Annotated in this window: 21 protein-coding genes and 1 tRNA gene; 15 read left to right on the forward strand and 7 right to left on the reverse strand. The window is 64.1% G+C overall.

The annotated features are described in order from the left end of the window. Positions 1–130: 130 nt before the first annotated feature. Both X750_RS162080 and X750_RS162075 read right to left on the reverse strand, forming a co-directional pair. Positions 131–206 (reverse strand) — tRNA-Ala (locus X750_RS162080). A gap of 173 nt (positions 207–379) precedes the next feature. Further along, positions 380–772 carry a TIGR02300 family protein gene (locus tag X750_RS162075; RefSeq protein WP_023683538.1) on the reverse strand — a complete coding sequence of 131 codons (393 nt, stop codon included), beginning with the start codon at positions 770–772 and terminating at the stop codon, positions 380–382. A 206-nt stretch (positions 773–978) separates the two neighbouring features. Between X750_RS162075 and aroA the strand changes: the two genes are divergently transcribed. The 4 genes from aroA to X750_RS162055 all read left to right on the forward strand — a co-directional run bounded on the left by aroA (position 979) and on the right by X750_RS162055 (position 6,212). Further along, entirely contained in the window at positions 979–2,337 is a 1,359-nt protein-coding gene (gene aroA / locus X750_RS162070; RefSeq protein ID WP_023746535.1) for a 3-phosphoshikimate 1-carboxyvinyltransferase, read from the forward strand. A gap of 258 nt (positions 2,338–2,595) precedes the next feature. Beyond that, a complete protein-coding gene (cmk, locus tag X750_RS162065) occupies positions 2,596–3,240 on the forward strand; it encodes a (d)CMP kinase (RefSeq protein ID WP_023746536.1) in 645 nt (214 codons plus the stop codon). 204 nt (positions 3,241–3,444) lie between these two features. Beyond that, entirely contained in the window at positions 3,445–5,142 is a 1,698-nt protein-coding gene (gene rpsA, locus X750_RS162060; protein WP_023703671.1) for a 30S ribosomal protein S1, read from the forward strand. Between the two features lie 248 nt (positions 5,143–5,390). Next, on the forward strand, positions 5,391–6,212 hold the full coding sequence (locus X750_RS162055; RefSeq protein WP_023746537.1) for an MOSC N-terminal beta barrel domain-containing protein: 822 nt from the start codon (positions 5,391–5,393) through the stop codon (positions 6,210–6,212). A gap of 137 nt (positions 6,213–6,349) precedes the next feature. Here X750_RS162055 and X750_RS162050 read toward each other — a convergent pair whose 3' ends face one another. The 4 genes from X750_RS162050 to X750_RS162035 form a co-directional block, all read right to left on the reverse strand. Next, positions 6,350–7,057: an SDR family NAD(P)-dependent oxidoreductase gene (locus X750_RS162050; RefSeq protein WP_023739672.1), complete on the reverse strand. Its 708-nt coding sequence runs from the start codon at positions 7,055–7,057 to the stop codon at positions 6,350–6,352. A 187-nt stretch (positions 7,058–7,244) separates the two neighbouring features. Beyond that, positions 7,245–8,825: a 5-guanidino-2-oxopentanoate decarboxylase gene (locus X750_RS162045; RefSeq protein WP_023746538.1), complete on the reverse strand. Its 1,581-nt coding sequence runs from the start codon at positions 8,823–8,825 to the stop codon at positions 7,245–7,247. Then, a complete protein-coding gene (locus X750_RS162040) occupies positions 8,822–9,490 on the reverse strand; it encodes a TetR family transcriptional regulator C-terminal domain-containing protein (RefSeq protein ID WP_023746539.1) in 669 nt (222 codons plus the stop codon). Before X750_RS162040 ends, X750_RS162045 begins: the two co-directional genes overlap by 4 nt. After that, positions 9,460–10,332 (reverse strand): dimethylarginine dimethylaminohydrolase family protein, encoded by an 873-nt coding sequence (locus tag X750_RS162035; RefSeq protein ID WP_023746540.1) that lies wholly within the window; start codon positions 10,330–10,332, stop codon positions 9,460–9,462. Before X750_RS162035 ends, X750_RS162040 begins: the two co-directional genes overlap by 31 nt. On the opposite strand from X750_RS162035, the gene X750_RS1000000166285 reads away from it, so the two are divergent. The 8 genes from X750_RS1000000166285 to X750_RS162000 all read left to right on the forward strand — a co-directional run bounded on the left by X750_RS1000000166285 (position 10,259) and on the right by X750_RS162000 (position 16,881). Further along, positions 10,259–10,414: a hypothetical protein gene (locus tag X750_RS1000000166285; RefSeq protein ID WP_196813766.1), complete on the forward strand. Its 156-nt coding sequence runs from the start codon at positions 10,259–10,261 to the stop codon at positions 10,412–10,414. The genes X750_RS162035 and X750_RS1000000166285 overlap by 74 nt on opposite strands. 144 nt (positions 10,415–10,558) lie before the next feature. Further along, the gene (locus tag X750_RS162030) at positions 10,559–11,374 is read left to right on the forward strand and encodes an ABC transporter ATP-binding protein (RefSeq protein WP_023729738.1); all 816 of its coding nucleotides are present in this window, start codon (positions 10,559–10,561) and stop codon (positions 11,372–11,374) included. A 54-nt stretch (positions 11,375–11,428) separates the two neighbouring features. Then, on the forward strand, positions 11,429–12,229 hold the full coding sequence (locus tag X750_RS162025; protein ID WP_023671323.1) for a transporter substrate-binding domain-containing protein: 801 nt from the start codon (positions 11,429–11,431) through the stop codon (positions 12,227–12,229). Between the two features lie 208 nt (positions 12,230–12,437). Further along, complete coding sequence (locus tag X750_RS162020; protein WP_032893169.1) at positions 12,438–13,103, forward strand: ABC transporter permease; 666 nt, start codon at positions 12,438–12,440, stop codon at positions 13,101–13,103. Next, complete coding sequence (locus tag X750_RS162015) at positions 13,103–13,912, forward strand: ABC transporter permease (RefSeq protein ID WP_023746541.1); 810 nt, start codon at positions 13,103–13,105, stop codon at positions 13,910–13,912. Before X750_RS162020 ends, X750_RS162015 begins: the two co-directional genes overlap by 1 nt. Before the next feature lie 112 nt (positions 13,913–14,024). Further along, the gene (locus tag X750_RS162010; protein WP_023746542.1) at positions 14,025–15,026 is read left to right on the forward strand and encodes an Ldh family oxidoreductase; all 1,002 of its coding nucleotides are present in this window, start codon (positions 14,025–14,027) and stop codon (positions 15,024–15,026) included. A gap of 317 nt (positions 15,027–15,343) precedes the next feature. Continuing rightward, positions 15,344–15,796 (forward strand): DoxX family protein, encoded by a 453-nt coding sequence (locus X750_RS162005; protein ID WP_023746543.1) that lies wholly within the window; start codon positions 15,344–15,346, stop codon positions 15,794–15,796. Between the two features lie 104 nt (positions 15,797–15,900). Beyond that, on the forward strand, positions 15,901–16,881 hold the full coding sequence (locus X750_RS162000) for a complex I NDUFA9 subunit family protein (RefSeq protein ID WP_023746544.1): 981 nt from the start codon (positions 15,901–15,903) through the stop codon (positions 16,879–16,881). Positions 16,882–16,896: 15 nt separating this feature from the next. On the opposite strand, the gene X750_RS161995 is transcribed toward X750_RS162000, so the two are convergent. Continuing rightward, entirely contained in the window at positions 16,897–18,267 is a 1,371-nt protein-coding gene (locus X750_RS161995; RefSeq protein WP_023746545.1) for a cytochrome P450, read from the reverse strand. A 210-nt stretch (positions 18,268–18,477) separates the two neighbouring features. Here X750_RS161995 and X750_RS161990 point away from each other — a divergent pair, with 210 nt between their 5' ends. The 3 genes from X750_RS161990 to gyrB all read left to right on the forward strand — a co-directional run bounded on the left by X750_RS161990 (position 18,478) and on the right by gyrB (position 24,371). Further along, positions 18,478–19,047 (forward strand): NADPH-dependent FMN reductase, encoded by a 570-nt coding sequence (locus X750_RS161990; protein WP_023746546.1) that lies wholly within the window; start codon positions 18,478–18,480, stop codon positions 19,045–19,047. Positions 19,048–19,123: 76 nt separating this feature from the next. Continuing rightward, a complete protein-coding gene (locus X750_RS161985) occupies positions 19,124–21,754 on the forward strand; it encodes a caspase family protein (protein ID WP_023746547.1) in 2,631 nt (876 codons plus the stop codon). A gap of 145 nt (positions 21,755–21,899) precedes the next feature. Next, positions 21,900–24,371 (forward strand): DNA topoisomerase (ATP-hydrolyzing) subunit B, encoded by a 2,472-nt coding sequence (gene gyrB / locus X750_RS161980; protein ID WP_023671333.1) that lies wholly within the window; start codon positions 21,900–21,902, stop codon positions 24,369–24,371. Positions 24,372–24,380 lie beyond the last annotated feature (9 nt).

Genomic DNA, 24,380 nt, shown 5'->3' on the forward strand with positions numbered 1-24,380 from the left:
GCCACACCTGTCGGCAAAGTGCCCGCAGTGGAATCCGTCGACGTGAAACACTGCGGTGCCCCGGAACTAATCACAGTAACAGCGTTAAGCCAGCCGCGATGCTAAATGCATGGAAACATTGCAGACTGTTTGGTGGAGCCAATCGGGATCGAACCGACGACCTCTTGAATGCCATTCAAGCGCTCTCCCAACTGAGCTATGGCCCCACTCCGGCAGTCAGCCGTCGCCGTTGCCGGCGAGAGGTCCGGCGCGGGTTTCAGGACCGCGCCGTTTAGTGCAGGCGGCTTCTAACCCCGCCTTCCCTGAAGATCAAGCCTTCGAGGGCCGCTTTTTCGTCATAGCCCGTCAACGCCGCTAAATGCATGCGTTCGAAGCGTTCTTAGACTTCGTCGTCGTCGTCGCCGACGCCGATCATGTCGGCGACATCGTCGTCTTCTTCCTCTTCGTCGGCAAGGAAAGTATCGTCCTCATCGTCGCCTAGATCGACATCGTCCTCGTCGTCGCCCAGGTCGGGAAGCTCGTCGCCGGCCTTGACGTCTTCGTCGGCCTCTTCAAGCGAGACGACTTCAACGCCTTCTTCTTCCTCGGCGTCCACTTCCTTCTCGGCCACTTCCTCTTCCTCTTCGAGGGCGGCGATCTTGCCGTCCTCGAAATAGGAACGAGGATACGTCTTGCCCGTATAGGGCGAGACGATAGGGTCCTTGTTCAGGTCGTAGAATTTTCGGCCCGTTTCAGGGTCGACACGCTTTGTGCCAAGTTCGTTTTTTGCCACGTCAAGCCTCGTCAGTAAAAGAGTGGTCCCCTTAACCACAGTTTACCGCGCTGTCAAAGCGAAAAGCCGGCGTCACAAAACCAAGCACTGAAAGGCCTCGCGCCAAGCGACGACCATGGGGATGACCATTCGTGCCCGCCGTGATACGAGACCGCCGCAACAAATGAAAAGCGCCGGTGCGCCGGCATTCCGTCCAGGGAAATTCCATGTCTCACGCCGCCGCTGCCAAGCCGGCCACCGCCCGCAAATCATCCGCCCTTTCCGGCACCGCTCGCGTGCCGGGCGACAAGTCGATTTCGCACCGTTCCATGATGTTCGGCGGCCTTGCCTCCGGCGAAACCCGCGTCACCGGCCTGCTCGAAGGCGAGGATGTGATGCGCACGGCGGCCGCCATGAAGGCGATGGGCGCGCATATCGAGAAGCGCGGCGCCGAGTGGGTGATCCGCGGCACCGGCAATGGCGCGCTGCTGCAGCCGGAAGGCCCGCTCGATTTCGGCAATGCCGGTACCGGCTCCCGCCTCACAATGGGCCTCGTCGGCACTTACGACATGGAAACGACCTTCATCGGCGACGCATCGCTGTCGGGACGGCCGATGGGCCGCGTGCTCGAACCCTTGCGCCAGATGGGCGTGCAGGTGCTGAAGGCGACGCCGGGCGACCGCATGCCGATCACGCTGCATGGGCCGAAACATGCCGCACCCATTACCTACCGCGTGCCGATGGCCTCGGCGCAGGTGAAGTCGGCCGTGCTGCTGGCAGGCCTCAACACGCCCGGCATCACCACCGTGATCGAGCCGGTGATGACGCGCGATCATACCGAAAAGATGCTTAGGGGATTTGGCGCCAATCTCTCGGTCGAGACCGACGAGCGCGGCGTGCGCCACATCTTCATCGAGGGCCAGGGCAAATTGACGGGGCAGACCATCGCCGTGCCCGGCGACCCCTCCTCGGCCGGCTTCCCGCTGGTCGCGGCACTGATCGTGCCGGGTTCGGACATCGTCATCGAGAACGTGCTGATGAACCCCACCCGCACCGGCCTGCTTCTAACGTTGCAGGAAATGGGCGGCCAGATCGACATCTTGAACCCGCGCAATGCCGGCGGCGAGGATGTCGCCGATCTGCGCGTGCGCTACTCCGAGCTCAAGGGCGTCACCGTGCCGCCCGAGCGGGCGCCGTCGATGATCGACGAATATCCGGTGCTGGCGGTTGCCGCGAGCTTCGCCGAGGGCGAGACGTTGATGCAGGGGCTGGAAGAGCTGCGGGTGAAGGAATCCGACCGACTGGCAGCGGTTGCCAATGGGCTGAAGCTCAACGGCGTCGACTGCACCGAAGGCGAAGCTTCGCTCGCGGTGCGCGGAAAGCCCGGCGGCAAGGGGCTGGGCGGCCATCGCAATGGCCAGGACACGACGGTGCAGACGCATCTCGACCATCGTATCGCCATGAGCTTCCTGGTGATGGGGCTGGCAACGGAAAAGCCGGTAACCATCGACGACGCCGCCATGATCGCGACGAGTTTCCCGGAGTTCATGGGCCTGATGACGGGGCTCGGTGCGGAGATTGGGTAGGTTGATGCCAAGCGCAAAGCAAGCAGAGATGTCGGCGGGACAGCGCCCCCCTCTGTCCTGCCGGACATCTCCCCCTCAAGGGGGGAGATCGGCCGTCACAGCGGCTTTCGCCAGTTTTCGAAATTGCAGGAAAGAGTGGGGCGCAGAAGCTTCTGATCTCCCCCCTGGAGGGGGAGATGTCCGGCAGGACAGAGGGGGGCGCGAAGGATCGCGGCGTCTGTCTTTTTCATCGAGCCTTTCGATTGTGTTGGCCCGCCAATGACCTTCACCATAGCCATCGACGGACCCGCCGGCGCCGGCAAAGGCACGCTGGCCCGACGTCTGGCCGACCACTACCGCCTCAACCTGCTCGACACCGGCCTCACCTACCGCGCCGTTGCCTATGCGCTGCTTCAGTATGCGCTGCCGCTCGACAATGTCTCGGCGGCCGAAACCGCCGCGCGCCAGGTCGACCTGGCACAGCTCGACCGGGCGGTGCTGTCGGCGCATGCGGTTGGCGAGGCGGCCTCGAAGGTCGCGATTTACCCTACCGTCCGGCGCATCCTGGTCGAAAAGCAGCGCGATTTCGCCAGGACACCGCCAGGCGCGGTGCTCGACGGGCGCGACATCGGCACGGTCGTGTGCCCTGACGCCGACATAAAGCTCTATGTGACGGCGAGCGCCGAAGTGCGGGCGCAGCGCCGGCTGGCCGAGATCGAGAGCATCGGCGGCACCGCCGATTTCGCCGAAATCCTTGCCGATATTGTGCGCCGCGACGAGCGCGACATGGGCCGCGCCGACTCGCCGCTGAAGCCGGCGGCGGACGCGCACTTGCTTGATACCTCCGAAATGGCTATAGAGGCCGCGTTTCTAGCGGCCAAAGCGATCATCGACGACGCCCTGGCCAAGAGAGACAAAGCCTGATCCAGGGTTTTCCCGCTCCACCGATTGCCGGAAGCGAAGAAAATACCCATATCGGGCACGAACCAGCCTGCCAGCATTCTTCATGCGCCGGAATTGCCGCTTAGGCGGCCCAGGGCTTTTGTAGCCCGGAACGCCGGCAGGCCAACGCAACGCTAACCCACGGCGCCCGTCCCGCAAGAGATGCGGGGCACTCCAGGAGAAAATATGTCAGCTGCAAATCCCACTCGCGACGATTTCGCGAGCCTGCTCGAAGAATCATTTACCGCCGGCCACTCCGGCGAAGGTCAGGTCGTCAAGGGCACGATCCTGGCGATCGAAAAAGACATGGCCATCATCGATGTCGGCCTCAAGGTCGAAGGCCGCGTGCCGCTGAAGGAATTCGGCGTCAAGGGCAAGGACTCGACGCTCAAGGTCGGCGACACGGTCGAGGTCATGGTCGAGCGCATCGAAAACGCGCTGGGCGAAGCCGTCCTGTCGCGCGACAAGGCCCGCCGCGAAGAGAGCTGGGTCAAGCTCGAAGAGAAGTTCACCAAGGGTGAGCGCGTCGAAGGCGTCATCTTCAACCAGGTCAAGGGCGGCTTCACCGTCGACCTCGACGGCGCCGTGGCCTTCCTGCCGCGCAGCCAGGTCGATATCCGCCCGATCCGCGATGTCTCTCCGCTGATGCACAACCCGCAGCCCTTCGAGATCCTCAAGATGGATCGCCGCCGCGGCAACATCGTGGTGTCGCGCCGCACCGTGCTCGAGGAAAGCCGCGCCGAACAGCGTTCGGAAATCGTGCAGAACCTCGAAGAAGGCCAGGTTGTCGAAGGCGTCGTCAAGAACATCACCGATTACGGTGCGTTCGTCGACCTCGGCGGCATCGATGGCCTGCTGCATGTCACCGACATGGCATGGCGCCGCGTCAACCACCCGACCGAGATCCTCAACATCGGTCAGACGGTCAAGGTGCAGATCATCCGCATCAACCAGGAAACCCACCGCATCTCGCTCGGCATGAAGCAGCTCGAGAGCGATCCGTGGTCCGAGATCGGCACCAAGTTCCCGATCGGCAAGAAGATCAAGGGTACCGTCACCAACATCACCGACTACGGCGCGTTCGTCGAGCTGGAGCCGGGCATCGAAGGCCTCATCCACGTTTCGGAAATGTCGTGGACCAAGAAGAACGTGCACCCCGGCAAGATCCTGTCGACGACGCAGGAAGTCGACGTTGTGGTGCTCGAGGTCGATCCGGCCAAGCGCCGCATCTCGCTCGGCCTCAAGCAGACGCTGGAAAACCCGTGGCAGGCTTTTGCCGCGAGCCATCCGGTCGGCAGCCAGGTCGAGGGCGAGGTCAAGAACAAGACCGAGTTCGGCCTGTTCATCGGCCTCGAAGGCGACGTGGACGGCATGGTGCACCTCTCCGACCTCGACTGGACCCGTCCGGGCGAGCAGGTCATTGAAGAGTACAATCGCGGCGACATGGTCAAGGCGCAGGTGCTCGACGTCGACATCGACAAGGAGCGCATCTCGCTCGGCATCAAGCAGCTGGCCAAGGATACGGTCGGCGAAGCCGCGACTTCAGGCGAACTGCGCAAGAACGCCGTCGTCACCTGCGAAGTCACCGGCATCAAGGATGGCGGTCTGGAAGTGCGGCTGGTCGACAGCGGCATCGAGACCTTCATCAAGCGCAACGACCTCAGCCGTGACCGTGACGAGCAGCGCCCCGAGCGCTTCTCGGTCGGCCAGAAGCTGGACGCCCGCGTCATCGCCTTCGACAAGAAGACCCGCAAGCTGCAGGTCTCGATCAAGGCGCTGGAAATCGCCGAAGAGAAGGAAGCCGTCGCACAGTACGGCTCGACCGACTCCGGCGCTTCGCTGGGCGACATCCTTGGCGCCGCGCTGAAGAAGCAGGGCAGCTAAGCCGCTTCGCGCGCAGCGCGTAAGTCGCTTCGCGCAAGCGTAAACCTCGGCTGCGCCTCACGCGCGGCTTGAACAAGAAGACCCGCGGGCCGCAAGGCTCGCGGGTTTTTTCATGCTCGGCGACGCGGTTGGCACAAGACAAAGACGGCGGAACCCCTTCAATTCCGCATGCGCGGCTGTAGGCTCGGCTGTCGTTGCAGACGTAAACACGGAAGTCCGGCCCTTCGGGCAACAGGGAAGCATGCGCGATGAAGGTCGTCGAACTCTATCGCTATCCGGTCAAGAGCCTGCGCGGCCATGCCGTGCCGAGCGCCGACATCGAGACAATGGGCATGGAAGGCGACCGCCGTTGGATGGTGATCGACAAGGATGGGCAGTTCCTCACCATTCGCCAGATACCTGATATGACGACGATCGACGTCGAGCATCGCGGAACGGGCATCCTGTTGAAACATGACAGGCATGGCTCGCACTTCGTCGAGGCACCGGCTCCCGGCACCGCGCTCCGGCAAGTCAAGATCTGGAAGGATATGGTTGCCGCGCGGCCGGGCGATCCGGCCGCCGGCGCCTATCTCTCGGCTATTCTTGGCCGGCCCGTCGATCTCGTCTATTTCGACGATCCGCGAAACCGGCCGGTCGATGCGGAATTCGGCCAGCCTGGCGATTACGTCGGCTTTGCCGACGGTTTTCCGCTGCTGATCGCCACGACGGGCTCGCTGAACCATCTGAACAGCCATCTTGGCAGGCGCATCGAGATGGCGCGGTTCCGGCCAAACATCGTCGTCGACGCAGACGGCGCATGGCTCGAAGACAGCTGGAAGACGATCCGCATCGGCGCTGTCGAGTTGCGCATCGCAAAGCCCTGCTCGCGCTGCGTCATCACCACCCGAGATCCGTTGAGCGGCGAGCAGCCGGACCCGCGCGAGCCGTTGCAGACGCTTGGCAAACTCCACCGCTCCGCCAAGGGCGGCATCATCTTCGGCCAGAATGCCATTCCCAACAACGCCGGCACGATCGCCATCGGCGACGCAGTCGAGGTCGTGGAAGCGGGGGTCTCGAACCTGACGTAGTCGCAGCCCTTCTAATGCCGTGGAGGCGTCGGCGGGTCGCCATGATTGAATGGCCAACCTCCGCTGTAGATCAGGCGAGGTCGGCAAAGGCCGCCATCGGAAGCCAAACCAAATGAGCCGCTCTGCGCGGCGGAACTTCAGGCGCGGCCGTAGAGCGGCGCCAGCGTTCCGCTCATTGCCAGATTGGCCGGTGATGCCAGATAGGCGATTGCCTCGGCGGCGGCTTCGAGGCTGACCCATCTGCCGAAATCGGCGTCCGGCATGTCGGCGCGGTTGGCTGGCGTATCGAGCGTCGAGGGCGCCACCGCGTTGACCAGTATGCCTTTGTGCTTCAGCTCTTCCGCCATCGCCACGGTCATCGCCGCCACCGCCGCTTTGCTGGCGGTATAGGCGACCATGCCGGCGCCTCGGCGCGGGTCGAGCCCAGCACGCGCCGTGACATTGACGATGCGGCCTGCAGTGGCCGAGCCAAGCATGGAGCGCACCGCCGCGCGGCAGCACAGAAAGGCGGTGCGGGCGTTGGTGTCCATCATTTCGGCAAAGGATGCGGATTCGATTTTCTCGACGGGGGCCATGGCAAAGCCGCCGGCCAGATGGATGGAGGCCCACAATTCGGGAACGCTGTCATAGAAGGCATCGACCTTGGCAGGATCGGCGAGATCGACATTATGCGCCAGCCGGACGCGATCATGGGCCGCGAAGGGGAAATGCGTGGGGGCCGACGCGTGGGCATTGGGCACATGGCAGATCGCGCCGTCCGCCAGCAATTTGCCGACGACCGCGGCACCCAGCGCCCCGGTGCCACCGGTCACCACGATATGCTTGCCCTGAACTGTTTCCGTCATCCTGGACGCTCCTGTCGTTTCTTATATTATGTCGCTTGTCGTGCCGCGCCGACGCAGAGCGTCGCGCCTTTTGCACGATCACTCAACCGACATCTCGACATGGCAGTTGTTGCGTCTTTGCATCGCTCGAAGCCGCCGACCGCCCCTTCCGACCCCCGCGCATGGACGTACGGCGCGCGGCCAGGCGTCAGTCGATGGTGATTTCGAGGACGTGCGGCAGTCTGGTTGCGCGTGCGCGTTTGAGCGCATCGGCGAGACCGGCAGTACCGGCAAGCCGCTCGGCTGATATGCCGTAGGCCTCGGCCAGCTTGCAGAAATCCGGCGGCGCCGGGGACACGCCGACCGGCTCGACGCCGACATCGAGCATCGACGTTTCGATCTCGCGATAGCCTCTGTTGTTCCAGACGACGAAGATGACCGGTGCGGGTGCATCGAGCGCCGCGCCTAGCTCCGGCAAGGTGAACTGGAAGCCGCCGTCGCCGGTCAGGCAAACCACCGGCACGCCGGGCATGGCGAGCGCTGCGCCGATCGCCGCCGGCGGCCCGTAGCCGAGCGCGCCGAAACCGGTGGCGGCGTTGAACCAGCCGCCTGGCCGGTCATGGTCGTAATAGAGATTGGCGGCGTAGATCGGCTGCGTGGAATCGCCGACGATGATTGCGCCCGGCAGTGCGTCGCGGATGGTTTCCACCGCACGCACCTGCGCGGCATAGGCCGGGCTGAGCTCGGCAAAGGCCGCCTTCCTCGACGCGGCTGCGCGGCTCTCGCCGTTCTTCGCCGCGGCATGATCAGGGTGGAGCGCGCCAAGCAGTGCGCCAAGCGCCTCCGCGCAATCGGCCTGGATGCCGACGCTCACCGGGCGGCGGGCGAGCTGGTCGGCGCCGATATCGATGCGGATCAGGTTGGCGGGCAGCACGAAGCCGCCGTCGCTGTAACCGTCATAGTCGGTCGGGCCGAATTCGGTGCCGGCAGCGATGACCAGATCGGCGTCTGCCATCAGCGCACGCACCGCCTTCAGGCTGGGGCTGGCCGGCACGCAAAGCGGATGCGCGTGCAGCAGACCGCGCGCATTGGCGGTCTGGACGACAGGTGCGCCGAGCCGCTCGGCCAGGCGCTGCAGTGGCTGTTCGGCGCGCTTGGCGCCGCCACCGGCAAGGATCAGCGGCCGGCGCGCGGCTGCGATCAGTTTGGCTGCCTCGGCAATGGCTGCGCCATCCGGCGCCGGCGGCGCCGCATTGGTGAGCGAAGCAGCGATGCCGTCGGCCGGTTTGACCATGACGTCGGTCGGGATCTCGATATGGACGGGGCCCGGCCGCGACGACGAAAACAGCGCGAAGGCCCGCGCCAAAGCGCCCGGCAATTCGCTGGCCTCGGTGACACGCTGCGAAAACAGCGCCACTTTCTCCATCATGCCGCGCTGGTCCGGCAGCTCATGCAGGAAGCCCAGCCCCTTTCCCAGCGTCGGCATCGCGTTGACGCCCGAAATCACCAGCATCGGCACCGAATCGGCGCGCGCCTGGCCCATTGCGGTGATGGTGTTGGTCAGCCCCGGTCCGGTGATGACAAAGGCAACGCCCGCCCGGCCGCTGGCGCGGGCATAGCCGTCGGCCATGAAGCCGGCGCCCTGTTCGTGACGCGGCGTGACATGGCGTATCTTTGAACGCGCCAGCCCGCGGTAAAGCTCGACAGTGTGGACGCCAGGAATGCCGAAAACGGTGTCGACGCCATGCGCTTCGAGCAGCGTGATCAGCGCTTCGCCGATGGTGGTCATGGCTTCTCTCCCTTTTGCGGCGCGAGGCCGAGCTCGGCCTCTATGGCTTTGACGCCGATCGCCGCCAATTCGCCAGGCGAGAACATCTCTGCGGCCAGACAGCCTTCGATCCAGAGCCCGTCGATGATCGCGTTGATGGCAATGGCATGGCGGCGCAGTTCATCTGCGTTTGGCCTGCGCTGCTCGGCGCCGAGCACTTCGGCAACGACTGCTTCCACCTCGTTGCGAAAGCCGAGATAGCCTTCGCGGTGGGCGCGAGCCAGGCTCGGATCCGCGCCGGCGCGGCCGATGAAGGTTGCCCACAGCGAAAACACGCGTGCATCGATGATCGGCGCGTTGAGGTTGGCAGTAACGAAGGCCGCAAGGCGCTGGCGCGGCGAGGCGTTTTCCATGAGCAATGCCGCCTTCGCCTGCTCGATCATGCGGCCCATCAGCGCCGCGTAGGCTTCCTGCAGCAAGTCTTCCTTGCCGGGGAAATAGTGCCGGATCAGCCCGGCGGTGACGCCGGCGCGCAATGCGATGGTGCGCAGGCTGGCGCCCTCCAGCCCATGTTCGGCCACGCTGTCCAGGGTCGCGTCGATCAGATCCTGCCGCCGCCGCTCCTCGCCCTCGCGGCGGAACTTGCGGCGCTCATTCATTGCCGCAGGATGGGCCGCGTCAGGCATGTCGGCCCACCTTCGCAGGCGATGCAGAGCGCATCCGCCTCGAAGATTTGAACCGTGCAGCCGGCGGCTTCCATCGCGGCCTTGGTCTTGGGAAAGCCGGCGACGGCAATGACCTTATGCGGGCTGGTCGGCAGCACGTTCAGGCTGAGGCCGTTCGAAGCGGCAAACTCTTCGGCGTCGCCTTCCACCAGCCGGATGCCGCGCGCCTTCAGCAACTGATAGAACGGCGCCGGCAAAAGCGGTGAATAGACCAGGGCCAGGTCGTCGGCCAGCGGACTGATCACCGACATCAGATGCAGGCACGCCTCCTCGCCCTGCCACAGCGGCAGATCGAAGCCGTAGACGGAAATGCCGAGCGGCGTCAGCAGGTTGGAAACCTGCTGTATGCCTTCCTGGTTGGAGCGCACCCCGCGCCCGATTACCAGCGTGTTTTTATCCAGCCATACGCAATCGCCGCCTTCGACCTGGCCGGGAGCCTCGACGCGGCCGAGGATAGGAATACCCAGGCGTGTGTAGGTTTCCTCATGCAGCGATGGCTCCCGGGCGCGCAATGGCTTGCCCATGGATAGGATCAGCGCGCCGCGGTCGGTCATCAGCGACGGGTCGTGGGTGAATACGGAATCCGACAGCCCGTCGGCCTTGTCATCGATCCATTCGATTTCGGCGCCGGAGGCCGTTACCAGTTCAGCAAGAGCCGCGTGCTGCGCCGCCGCTTTCACCGCATCGAAACCCGGGCCATAGTGCCAGGTAGCCCGGTCGGCGCCGCGCATGGCATTGGCCGCCGACCGCATCAGCACGCGCCGCAACGGCGCCGCCATGGACTGTGATCCGAAAGCGCTCATCGGTGCCCTTTTCAATGCCGTGTTCAGGGTGAAAAAAATGGAAGAAATTTCATCGGAAGCTATTTATACACTTGCACAATAAGGCCGCAAGTGCCGTAATGAGCGGGATTGACGGGCTCGCGCTGTTGGGTCCATGCTGAAGTCTGGAGTGGGCATTACAGCGTATGTTGATTAGCCGGATAGACGTTCGACGATCTGCCGTGGACCCTGTGGCAGAGGTTCCCCGGTGAGCGCGGCGGGACCCGCCGCAGTCCAATCCGGCAAGGCGCAGGACGGCGCCGCCGAAGCCATCCATGTCGAGAACCTGCACAAGAAATTCGGCCAGCTGCATGTGCTGAAAGGCGTTTCGCTGTCGGCGCGCGACGGCGAGGTGATCGCCATTATCGGCGGCTCGGGTTCCGGCAAGTCGACGCTGCTGCGCTGCATCAACTGCTTGGAAAATCCGACCAGCGGCATCATCCGCGTCAATGGCGAGGAGATCAAACTCAAGGCCGACAGCCACGGCCACACCGTGCCCGCCGACCGCCGGCAGATCGAACGCATCCGCGCCAAGCTCGGAATGGTGTTCCAGAACTTCAACCTGTGGAGCCACATGACGCTGATCGAGAACGTCATCGAGGTTCCGGTGCATGTTCTGGGCGTAAGGCGCGACGTGGCGATCAGGGAAGCCGAAAAGCTTTTGGCGCGCGTCGGCCTGGCCGAAAAGCGCGACGTCTATCCGGCCTATCTCTCGGGCGGCCAGCAGCAGCGCGCGGCGATCGCCCGCGCCCTGGCCATCAACCCGCGCGTCATGCTGTTCGACGAGCCGACCTCGGCGCTCGACCCGGAGCTGGTCGGCGAGGTGCTGAAGGTGATCGGCGACCTGGCGCGCGAGGGCCGCACCATGGTGCTGGTCACGCATGAAATGAAATTCGCCCGCGAGGTCGCGACCCATGTCGTCTACCTCTGCAACGGGCTGGTCGAGGAAGAGGGGCCGCCGGAGCAGATATTCGGCGCACCGAAATCCGAAAGGCTGAAGCAGTTCATCCGCAACATCGGCTAGGACAAGCCGGGACGGAAGAAAACCGGGAACCAACAACAAACTGGGAGTCGTGACATGAAGACTGTTCTGAAAACATTCGCCGCAGCGCTGCTGCTCGGCGTTGCCGCCATGGGCGTGGCCAAGGCCGATCCGGTCAAGATCGGTGTCGCCGCCGAGCCCTATCCGCCCTTCACCTCGCCGGACGCTTCCGGCAAATGGGTTGGCTGGGAAATCGAGTTCATCGACGCCGTCTGCGCCGAGGAGAAGCTCGACTGCGTCATCACGCCTGTCGCCTGGGACGGCATCATCCCGGCGCTGACGACCAAGAAGATCGACGTCATCGCCAGTTCGATGTCGATCACCGCCGAACGCGAGAAGACCATCGACTTCTCGGATAAGTACTACAACACGCCGACCGCCATCATCGGCCCGAAGGACCAGAAATTCGGCGCCACGCCGGACGATCTCAAGGGCAAAGTGCTCGGCGTGCAGGTGTCGACCACCCATTCGGCCTATGCCAAGAAGCATTTCGGCCCCACGGCCGCCGAGATCAAGGAATACCAGACCCAGGACGAAGCCAACAACGATCTGGCCGCAGGCCGCCTCGACGCCGTCCAGGCGGATTCGATCGCGCTCGACGCATTCCTGAAGTCGGACCAGGGCAAGGCCTGCTGCGATCTGAAGGGCATGGTGGCTCCGGACGATGAAGTGCTCGGACCGGGCGTGGGCGCCGGCGTGCGCAAGGAAGACACCGACCTTAAGGCCAAGATCAACGCCGGCATCAAGGCGATCCGCTCGAACGGCAAATATGACGAGATATCGAAGAAATACTTCGATTTCGACATTTACGGTGGTGGCGGCGCGCAGTCGAACTGACGATCCTCGCATGAGCTGAGGGGCACGGCGCCAACGCCATGCCCCTCCTGCCCGACCTTTCCCAGACATGCTGCCACCGACGCTGCCGTCGGCGGTGGTTGAAGCCAGCAATCCGGGGGCGACGCTGATCGACGCACTTCTTTCGGCCTCGGCGGCCGGCATCATAGAACTTCTCTCGCCCAATCCGCCGGGCTGGGGCGGCACGCTGTTGCTTGGGCTGCTCCATTCGATCGAGATCGCGCTCGGCGCCACGGTCCTTGGTCTCCTGATCGGCACCGGTGGCGCCTTTGGCAAACTTTACGGCGGGCCGGTCGTACGCGACTTGCTGGCGGTTTACACCACCATCGTGCGCGCCGTGCCCGAACTGGTGCTGATCCTGCTGCTCTATTATGCCGGAACAGACCTGATTAACCAGGCGCTGACGGCAATGGGCTACCAGCGCGTCGACGTCAGCGGCCTTGCGGCAGGCATCGCCGTGCTCGGCTTTGTCCAGGGCGCCTATTCGACCGAAGTGATCCGTGGCGCCATCCTGGCCATACCGCAGGGCCAGATCGAAGCCGCTCGCGCCTATGGCATGTCACCCGGGCTCATGCTGCGGCGCATCACCTTGCCGGCGATGCTGCCCTTCGCCATACCCGGGCTCGCCAATCTGTGGCTGATCGCCACCAAGGATACGGCCCTTCTGGCAGTCGTCGGCTTTTACGAACTGGCGCTGGCGACGCGGCAGGCGGCGGGCGTCACCAAAGCCTATTTCACCTTCTTTTTCGCCGCGGGCGTGCTCTATCTCATCTTGTCGCTGGTCTCCAACCTGCTCATCGGCCGTCTCGAGGCCTGGTCGCGGCGCGGTATGCCGTCGCTCAAGGATGCGCGCTGATGGCCGGAGAAGCGACCATCATCAACGCTGCCGCGCGCACGTCGCTGTGGCTGCAGCCGCATCGCATCGTGCTGATCCTGGCCGCGATCGCGCTGGTTTTCGGTGCAGCCTTCTTCATGCGCTGGGACTGGCTGCCGCAATATTATGAAATGGGGCTTCTCGGCATCTGGCGGTCGCTGTGGATCCTGGCCGTCACCTGCTTTCTCGGCTTCCTGCTCGCCGTGCCGCTCGGGCTGGCGCAGGCCGCCGGCCCGTTCTGGTTTTCCGCGCCCGCCAGGACATTCTGCACCGTCATCAGGGGCACGCCGCTGCTGATCCAGCTGTGGCTGCTCTATTACGGGCTGGGCTCGCTGTTTCCGCAATTTCCCTGGATCCGCGAATCCTGGATGTGGCCGTATCTGAGGCAAGCCTGGCCTTATGGCGTGCTGGCACTGACCTTGTCCTTCGCCGGCTATGAGGGCGAAGTAATGCGCGGCGCCTTTGCCGGCGTGCCGAAGGGGCAGTTAGAGGCGGCCCGCGCTTTCGGCATGAGCCGCTGGAAGATTTTCCGCCGCATCTGGCTGCCGCAGGCCATCTACCGGGCGCTGCCGACGCTGACCGGCGAAACCGTGCTGCAGCTGAAGTCGACGCCGCTGGTGGCGACGATCAGCGTCATCGACATCTTCGCAGTCTCGTCCAAGGTCCGGCAGGACACCTACCTCACCTACGAACCCTTGCTGCTTTTGGCGCTGATCTACATGATCATCACCGGCATACTGGTGTTTGCATTCAGCAAGATCGAGGCGCGCATACCGAACAAGGTGGGCTAGGGAATAGTGAGTAGGCAGTAGTGAGTAGTCAGCATATGACCGGGAAACCGCTTGCTTTCGCTACTCCCTACTGACTACTCCCTACTCACTCACCACCAATCGGGTCCGCACCATGCAACTCTCTCTCGACCAGGCAACAGGGCTGTGCCGGATGGCGGCGCTCGGCGCCGGCGCCAATGAGGAGGCGGCGAGGTCGCTCACCGCCTCGATCATTGCCGCCGAGGCGGAAGGGCTTTCGACCGTCGGGCTGACCCATTTCATCGATTACCTCGAAGCGCTGGAAGCCGGCCGCATCGACGGCAATGCCGATCCCGTGATCACCAGGCCGGCGCTCGCCGTCTATCAATCCGATGCGCGTGGCGGCCTCGCCCATACCGGCTTCGACCGCACCATCGACGACCTCGCCAAGGCGGCAAAGCTGTTCGGCGTCGCCATCTTCTCGCAGAAGAACGCCTATACGTGCGGCGCACTAGGCTATTTCACCGGGCGTCTGGCGCAGCTGGGATTGGTCTCCTTCGCCGCCACCAACGGGCCGGCGGTGCTGGCAGGCTCGGGCTCGGTCAAGCCGGTCTATTGCACCAACCCGATGTCGTTTGCGGCACCCGCCGCCGATGGCGCGCCGCTGGTCATCGACCAGTCGTCGAGCGCCACCGCCTTCGTCAACATCCGCAAGGCGGCCGAGGACGGCAAGAAGATCCCCGAAGGCTGGGCGCTGGACGCCAGCGGCAACCCGACCACCGATCCGGCCGCTGCCATGAAGGGCGCCATGCTGGCCTTCGGCGGCCAGCGTGGCGCCAACATCGCGCTGATGGTCGAAGTGCTGGCGGCTGGCCTGTCGGGCGCCAACTGGTCGCTCGACGCGCCCTGGTTCTCCGGCGGATCGGACAGCCCCGGAACCGGCCTGTTCGTGCTCGCCGTCGAGCCCAAGCTGCTCGACCCGGATTTCGAGCAACGCATGAAGGACCAGCTCGACCGGCTGCGCCGGCGCTTTGGCGTGCACGTGCCGGGCCGGGCGCGGGCCGAAGCGGCCGAGAAGGCGCAGGCGCGCGGCATCAATGCCCCCAAAGCCGTGGTGCAGCGCATTTCCGAGTTCGCCGAGCGCTATTCGGGCTGAAGCGGTCCTGCGACAACGCGACCTGGCTGACCTTTCTACCGATCGCAACGACCAATAGCTGCCGGGTCGGGTTTGCCCGGTCGGTGTCTTCTGTCGGATACGTCCAGGGCCCGGGCGGGCGTATGCCGTCTCAGGTTATCCGCCCCGTTGCGCTCTGTCTCGACCGTTGCGTCACCCGGAAAACCCCGCTTCGGCGGGGTTTTCTGGGTTCATGCTCTGTATACTAAAACATGATGACGAAAGTTAACTTTTGTTAACTTGACTTGCCGGGAACCATCGGGCGTTTGCAAGGGATCGTCACAACAACAGGAGCTACGATGTCCGCAACCACCGACGCTTCCCGCGGCAAACTTATCGTTCCGGTGTTTGGCCGCCTGTATTCGTCGCTGCATGATGGCGCCGAAACCCTTCTGCGCGTCGTCGCCGGCGGGTTTCTCACCATTCACGGCTCGCAGAAGATCACCAACCCTTTCGGCGCCGCCGAGATGGTCGAAGGCCTCGGCTTCTATCCCGGCGCGTTCTGGTCGTTGCTTTTGTCCTGCACCGAATTCTTCGGCGGCATTCTGATCGCCATCGGCCTGTTGGCTCGGCCCGCCGCCTTTGCCGGCATGATCGTGCTGCTGGTCACCGTCTGGTTCCACTGGATCACTGTCGGCCAGGGCTTTTCCGGCGCTGAAAAGTCGCTTCTATGGGCGGCGATCCTGCTGTTCTTCGTTATCCGCGGCGGCAACCGCCAGTCGGTCGACGCGCGCATCGGCAAGGCGTTCTGAAGGGTCTATAAGAGGGTGGCAGCGACGACGCGTCACCCTTTGCCTTTGGCCCAAAACGGACTATGAAACGGCTTCAGCCAAGCTTTCGAGCGCCGGAGCCAGCCATGACCGAAATCCTGCAGATCCCCAAGCTCGTGGTCGTCTTCGGCGGCTCCGGCTTCGTCGGCCGCCACATCGTGCGGGCGCTGGCCAGGCGCGGCTACCGCATCAGGGTGGCGGTGCGCCGGCCCGATCTCGCGGGACATCTGCAGCCGCTCGGCAATGTCGGCCAGATCCAGCCGGTGCAGGCCAATGTGCGCGTGCGCTGGTCGGTCGACCGCGCCGTGCAGGGCGCCGACCATGTCATCAATCTGGTCGCCATCCCGCATGAAAGCGGCCGGCAGAAATTCAACACCGTGCACGAATTCGGCGCCCGCGCCGTCGCCGAAGCCGCACGCTCGGTCGGCGCAGGGCTCACCCACATCTCGGCGCTGGGCGCCGACCTCAACGCCGAATCCGACTATGCCCGCACCAAAGCGCTCGGCGAAAAGGCCGTCCTGGAGACGATCCCGGACGTCGTCATCTTCCGTCCGTCGATCAATTTCGGACCCGAGGACAGTTTCTTCAACCGCTTCGCCGACATGGCGCGCTATTCGCCGGTGCTGCCGCTAATCGGCGGCGGCCAGACCAAGTTCCAGCCGGTCTATGTCGGCGATGTCGCCGAAGCAGTGGCGCGTTCGGTCGAGGGCAAGATCAAGGGCGGCCAGATCTATGAACTCGGCGGGCCGCAAGTGCTCACCTTCAAGCAGTGCATGGAAGAGCTGCTCACCGTCATCGAGCGCAAGCGGCTCCTGGTGCCGGTGCCGTGGTGGATGGCCAATCTGCAGGCCTCGATCCTCGGCCTGCTGCCCAACCCGTTGCTGACCAAGGACCAGGTGCTGCTGCTGCGCCAGCCCAATATTGTGTCGGAGGAGGCCAACAAGGCCAACCGGAACCTTGCCGGCCTCGACATCCAGCCGCAGTCTATCGGCACAATCCTGCCCAGCTATCTCTGGCGCTTCCGCGCCGCAGGCCAGTTCCAGCGCAAGCCTGCCGGGATCGCGTAACAAGGCGTTGCGCCGTTAAACGCGCCGCGTGACCTGCATCGGCAGGCCGCCTTGCGGCTGTGTCGTCAGTTTCTGCACCGGCCACGGCTTGGTCTCGGACGTCACGTCGAAGCGGAAGCGCGACAGCATGACGGCCAGCGCAATGATCGCCTCCTGCATGGCGAAGCTGGTGCCGATGCAGATGCGCGGACCGGCGCCGAACGGCAGATACTGGAAGCGGTCGATCTTCTCGCGGTTTCCCGGATGGAAGCGTTCGGGCATGAAGGCGTCGGGCATGTCCCACAGTTTTCTGTGGCGGTGCACGACCCAGGGCATGACCAGTACGGCCGCGCGCTTGGGGAGCACCAGATCGTTCCAGGTCTCCGTCTCGATCGGCTCGCGGTTGATCGACGGCGCCGGCGGATAAAGCCGCAGCGCCTCCTCGAAGGCGGCGCGGGTGAACGGCATTGCGTCGAGCCATTTCGTTGGGTCGGGTTCGCGCGCCAGCACGGCCTCGATCTCGCGCTCGACCTTTTCGCGCTCCCACGGCGCTTCGGCGAGGCAGTAGATCGTCCAGCCCAGCGCCCGCGCGGTGGTCTCGTGGCCGGCGCCGATGAAGGTGATGATGTTGTCCTCGACTTCCGCCCGCGTCAGCCCGTCGGGGCCTTCGGCGCGCAGCAGAAGCGTCAGGAAATCCTGCGGCGCGGTGTCGGGGTCGCGCTTCAGCCGCTCCTCGCGCATCTTGACTGTATCGGTGACGATCTTGCGGAAATACGCCATGGTCTTGCGGCCGCGGATGCGGGTCAGCCGCGGCAGCCATTCGGGCGCGCGCAACAGGTCGAGCGGATCGACACGGCCCATGGTTTCGAACAGGCGGTCGATTTCCTGCGCAAAACTGCCGGGCTCGCCCGCAATCTCGCCCGAAAACAGCGTTTCGGCCAGGATATCGTAGGTGAGCAGCGTCATGTCGTGGGCGACATCGGTCATGCCGCCCTCCTCGTAGCGGGCGACGAACTGCATCGTGCGGCGCAGCATCGGCTCGGCGAAGCCGAAGATATGCCGCGGCGTGAACACCGGCGCCATCGCCTTGCGCGAGCGCTTCCACACCTCGCCTTCGGCGGTCAACAGCCCGTCGCGCAAGATCGGTCGCAGGATCATCTGGCGCACCGTCGCCATCTTGTAGTTCCTGGCGTTGTCGATCAGCACGTGGCGGATAAGGCCGGGATCGTTGGCGACGATCAGATGCCCGCCGACGCCATTCGCCGAAATCCAGGGCTCGTTGTAGGTGTGCTCGCCCCACAGTTCGAGCGGATTGCGGTAGACGATCCGCATCATCTCCAGCGTCGAAGGCGGCGTCGTGCGCGGCCTGGGCGCCGGCGGCACGAAGGGGACGGGCTGCGTGTCCATGAGGTGCTCCGCTGATAGCTCAGATGTAGTGGCTGGCAATCCGGGCGTCCATGTGACCGAACGGCAAACTGAAACGCTGTAGCGAGAATGCCTCGACAGACAATCTGTTCATCGGATCGTGACCGCCTGTGAAACGCTCGCGCCTTGTCCAATAGGGCACTCTGCCGTAGGTGATAGTCACTAACAGATACTGCCACCAGGAGAGCCCGCTTGAAGCACCAGCTGAACATCATCATCGGCAGCACGCGGCCGGGCCGCGCCGGGCCGGCCTTCGCCCACTGGCTGGAGGATTTTGCCCGCGAGCACGGCAAATTCGAACCGGTGCTGACCGACATTGCCACGTTCCATCTGCCGGTTCTGGACGAGCCGCATCATCCAAAACTCGGCAAATACGAGAAGGACCATACGAAGGCCTGGTCGAAGGCAATCGACGCCGCCGACGCCTTTGTCTTCGTGGCGCCGGAATACAATTATTTCGTCGCTCCGGCGATCGTCAACGCGATCGATTATCTATCGCGCGAGTGGAAATACAAACCCGCCGCCATCTTCAGCTATGGCGGCGTTTCCGGAGGCCTGCGCGCCGCGCAGGCGCTGAAGCCGCTGCTGACCGCGGTGGGCGTCATGCCCATCTCGGAAGGCGTCGCGCTGCCGATGTATCAGAAACTGCTGGAGAGCGACGGCTCCTTCCAGGCTAGTGAGCAGGTAGAGGGTGGGACCAAGACCATGCTGGACGAGCTCTCGCGCTGGAGCGAGGCGCTGAAGCCGATGCGGGCTGCGTAACGCAGCCGGCCCCGGCTTGCTCATGCCATAAAGAGGTGGAATGGTCGGCAGGTGACTGAGCCGGGGGCGGTTCGATTTGCGCCTGTTGTTTGCCTTGCTGTTGATGCTTGCGACCACCGCCACGGCGGTGGCGGAGCGGCGCGTGGCGTTGGTCATTGCCGAGGACGACTATCGGCTGGTGCGGAAGCTCTCCAATCCGGTCAATGACGGCGAGGCGATGGAAGTGGCGCTGAAGAAGCTCGGCTTCGAGGTCGTGGTCGAGACCAATCGTGATCTCAGGCGCATGCGCCGGGCTCTCGACGATTTTCGCGAGGACGCCATGGGCGCCGACGTGGCGCTGGTGTATTTCTCCGGCCATGGCGTCGAAATCTCCGGCGACAACCGTCTTCTGCCGGTCGATGCCGATGCCTCCTCGCTCGACCAGCTGGAGAAGACCAGCCTGCCGCTGGAGGAAGTGCGCGGTGCGGTTGCCGCCACGGCGAAGGTCGGGCTGATCGTGCTCGACGCCTGCCGCAGCGATCCGTTCACAGGCGGCAACGGCGACGGGCGTGGCGCCACATCGCTGATCAAGGACCTGGTGGACAAGATCAAGCCGGGCCTCGGACGCGTCGGCAAGGCGGAAAACATCCTGTTCGCCTTTTCGGCGGCGCCCGGCGAGACGGCTGCCGACGGTACCGGTGCGAATTCGCCCTTTACAGCGGCGCTGATCAAATACCTCGGCACCGACGGGCTCGAAATCCGCTCGGTGCTGACGCTGGTGCAGCAGGAGGTCTACGACCTTTCGCGCGGAAAACAGCTGCCCTACGTCGAGAGCGGGCTGCCGAAGCTGTTCTTCGCCTCGGCGGCCAAGGAACAACTGCCGGAGCGCGAGCGGCTGTTGCTTGCCATGGCCGATGTGACGCCGGAAATGCGCGGCGCGGTCGAACGGGTCGCCAGCGATGCCGACATGCCGCTGGCGCCGCTCTATGGCGCGCTGATCAGTTCCGACACCAGCCATCTCTCCGGCGAAAGCCTGGACGCCAAGCTGCGCGAGGCGGCCGACGCCTTCGTCAAGGTGCGCGGCGAGATGAAGACGCTGGCCGCCGACGACCCGCAGGTGACCGAACTGCGCCGCCAGGCCGAGGAACAGTTGGCGCTCGGCGCTTTCGATGGTGCACGCGTGATCCTCGCCAAGGCCGCCGACGTCGACAATGTCTCGCGCCAGGCGTTGAAGGCCAATTTCGTCAGCCGCACCCTGTCCGAAGCCGCGACGCGATTTCTCTCGGGCGGCGCGGCGCGTGCCACCCTGGACTATGCAACCGCCATCAAGGACTATGAAACGGTGCTGGCGCTCTATGGCGAAGCCGGGCAGACCTCGCTCAGCCTGGAACAGGCCGACCGCCAAAGCCGCACGCTGGAAGAGCTCGGCATCCTCTACACAACGGTCGGCAACACCGACGCCGCCGGCCGCGCCTTTGCGGCGCTGGTCGCCAATCTTGAGCAGCGAGCGCGCCAGGAAACCGATCCGAGCGTCAAGCGCGACCTGGCCATCGGCCATATCAAGTTCGCCAACATCAAGATGGCGCAAGGCGATCTGCCGGCCTCCCTGCAAAACTATGAGGCGGCCAGGGACATGTTGCAGGGCCTGACCACAGACGTGCCGGACAAGAAGGACTGGCTCGGCGATCTCGCCATGGCCAATGACAAGATCGGCAATGTGCTGGCCACGCAAGGCGACGTGGGTGCGGCAGCCCAGGCCTACCAGCAAAGCCTGTCCATCAAGCAGCAATTGGCCGATGCCGAGCCGAACAGCGTCTATCTGCTGCGCGACCTGACCATTACCTACGACGAAATCGGCGGTCTTGCCCGTACCGCCGGCCAGCTGGATGGCGCCCAGACTGCATTCGAAGAGAGCCTGAGAATTCGGCTGGCGCTGGCGCAGAACAACCCCGACGACCCCAGGCATCAGCGCGCCGTCTCCGTCAGCTACACAAGGATCGGCGACGTCCTGCGCGAGCGTGGCGACGCTGCGGGCGCGCTCGACGCCTACAACAAGAGCCAAATAATCGCCGAAGCGCTGGTGCGCCGCGACTCAAACGACACCGATTTGAAGCGCGACCTGTCGGTCGGTTACGCCAAGATCGGCAATGCTTACGGCGACCAGAAGGACTGGCCATTCGCGTTGGAGGCCTACCAGCAGGCGCTGGCCACGGCGCGAGACCTTGCCGCCAGCGACCCAGGCAACACCGATTGGCAGCGCGACCTGTCGGTCTGTCTGGAAAAAATTGCCGGCGTGTTTGATGCCCAGGGCGATATCGCCGGTGCTTTGCAGAACTACCAGGACAGTCTCGTCATTGCCGACCGGTTGGCAAATCTCGACCCGGGCAATTCCGACTGGCAGCGCGACCTGTCGATCACGTTCGAGGAAATAGGCCTGCTGGAGACCAAGCAGCGCCACTATGAGGGCTCGAAGAAGGCCTTCGAAGCCAGCCTGGCCATCCGCCAGCGGTTGGCCCTGTCCGATCCGGACAATGCGATCTGGCAATTCGATCTGGTACAGGCCTATATCAACTATGCCTATGTGGCGAAGAATCCGAAGGCTGTGTTGTCGCAGGCGCTAGACCTGACGCTGGAGCTTGACCGCACAGGCAAACTGGCGCCGAGGGACAAACCCACGATCAAATATCTGCGCCGTCTTCTGGCCAAATTGAAAGCCGCGAAAAAATAGCCGGCTGCCAGCTCGGGATTCAGCCCTGAAATGCCCGCAAACCTTGGAAAAACCGCCTTTTGCGCCTATATCTAGGACATCAAAGCGGCGTGATTCGAAGCCATTTTTTCGCGCTGAGCATGCGGCATCAATCAGACAGGTTTTCATGAGCGATCAAAGCGACAACGCCAACGGCGCTGAGGCCGAATACGGCGCCGATTCCATCAAGGTTTTGAAGGGGTTGGACGCTGTCCGCAAGCGGCCGGGCATGTATATCGGCGACACCGACGACGGCTCGGGCCTGCATCACATGGTCTATGAGGTGGTCGACAACGCCATCGACGAGGCGCTGGCCGGCCATGCCGATCTGGTCACGGTGACGCTCAATCCCGACGGTTCGGTCACCGTTATCGACAATGGCCGCGGGATTCCGACCGATATTCACACTGGCGAAGGCATTTCGGCGGCCGAAGTGATCATGACGCAGCTGCATGCCGGCGGCAAATTCGACCAGAATTCCTACAAGGTGTCTGGCGGCCTGCACGGCGTCGGCGTCTCGGTGGTCAACGCGTTGTCGGCCTGGCTGAAGCTGAAAATCCGCCGCAACGGCCAGATTTTCGAGATGAGCTTCACGCATGGCAATGCCGATGCGCCGCTCAAGGCGACCGGCAGCTATGAGCAGAACAAGCAGCCCGGCACCTATGAGGGCCGCAGCGGTTCCGAGATCACCTTCTTTCCGTCGTCCGAAACCTTCACCATGGTCGAGTTCGACTTCGGCACGCTGGAGCACCGGCTGCGCGAGCTCGCCTTCCTGAATTCCGGCGTGCGCATCATTTTGACCGATGCCCGCCATGCCGATCTCGTGCGCCACGAGTTGCACTATGATGGCGGCCTGGAAGAGTTCGTCAAATATCTCGACCGGGTCAAGAAACCGCTGATCGACAAGCCGATCGCCATCAAGGCCGAGCGCGACGGCATCACCGTCGAAGTGGCGATGTGGTGGAACGACAGCTACCACGAGAACGTGCTGGCCTTCACCAACAACATCCCGCAGCGCGATGGCGGCACCCATCTGGCCGGCTTCCGTGGCGCGCTGACGCGCCAGATCACCGGCTATGGCGAATCGTCGGGCCTGACCAAGAAGGAAAAGGTGGCGCTGATCGGCGACGACTGCCGCGAAGGCCTGACGGCGGTGCTGTCGGTCAAGGTTCCCGACCCGAAATTCTCCTCCCAGACCAAGGACAAGCTGGTCTCGTCGGAAGTCCGCCCGGTGGTCGAAGGCCTGGTCAACGAGGCGCTTGGCACCTGGCTGGAAGAACACCCGACCGAGGGCAAGGTGGTCATCGACAAGGTGATCCAGGCGGCCGCGGCGCGCGAAGCCGCGCGCAAGGCCCGAGACATCACCCGCAAAAGCTCGCTCGGCGTCACCTCTCTGCCTGGCAAGCTTGCCGACTGCCAGGAACGCGACCCGGCGAAATCCGAAATCTTCATCGTCGAGGGTGACTCGGCCGGCGGCTCTGCCAAGGGCGGCCGTTCGCGCCAGAACCAGGCAATCCTGCCGTTGCGCGGCAAGATACTCAATGTCGAGCGGGCGCGCTTCGACCGCATGCTCGGCTCCGAGATGATCGGCACGCTGATCACCGCGCTCGGCACCTCGATCGGCAAGGACGAGTTCAACGCCGACAAATTGCGCTACCACAAGATCATCCTGATGACCGACGCCGACGTCGACGGCGCCCATATCAGGACCTTGCTGCTCACCTTCTTCTTCCGCCAGATGCCGGAGCTGATCGAGCGCGGCCATCTCTACATCGCCCAGCCGCCGCTCTACAAAGTGACGCGCGGAAAAAGCTCGCAATACATCAAGGACGAGAGCGCCTTCGAGGAGTTCCTGATCGGCTCCGGGCTGGAGGAGGCGTCGCTGACGCTTGCCTCCGGCGAGGCGCGGGCCGGACAGGATCTGCGCGGCTCGATCGATGATGCACTGGCCGTGCGCCAGCTCATCAACGGGCTGCACACGCGCTACAACAGGGGCGTGGTCGAACAGGCGGCGATCGCCGGCGCGCTCAACGCCGATGTGCTAAACGACCTCGGCCGCGCCAATGCCATGGCCGAACGCGTCGCCCAGCGCCTTGACATCATTGCCGAGGACACCGAGCGCGGCTGGACCGGCCGGCTGTCGACCTCCAATGAAGGCGTCGGCGGCTATGTGTTCGAACGCACGGTGCGCAGCGTCAAGGAATTCGCGCAGCTCGATGCCGGGCTGATAAATTCGGCCGACGCACGCCAGCTCGACCGCTATGCCCCGCGCCTCATGGAAGTCTATGGCGAGCCGCCGGTGCTGCGCCGCAAGGATGTCTCCGAAACCATTTCGGGGCCGCTGGCGCTGCTCAACGCGGTGTTTGCGACCGGCCGCAAGGGCCTGACCATGCAGCGCTACAAGGGCCTCGGCGAGATGAATGCCGAGCAGCTCTGGGAAACCACGCTCGACCCGAATGTGCGTTCGCTGCTGCAGGTCAAGGTCAATGACGCCACCGATGCGGATTCGCTGTTTTCGCGGCTGATGGGCGACGAGGTCGAACCGCGGCGCGAATTCATCCAGGACAACGCGCTGTCAGTTGCCAATCTGGACATTTGAGGGCTGGGG

Source organism: Mesorhizobium sp. LNJC391B00 (genome assembly GCF_000502535.1).
In the GTDB taxonomy this organism is placed as follows: Bacteria; Pseudomonadota; Alphaproteobacteria; order Rhizobiales; family Rhizobiaceae; genus Mesorhizobium.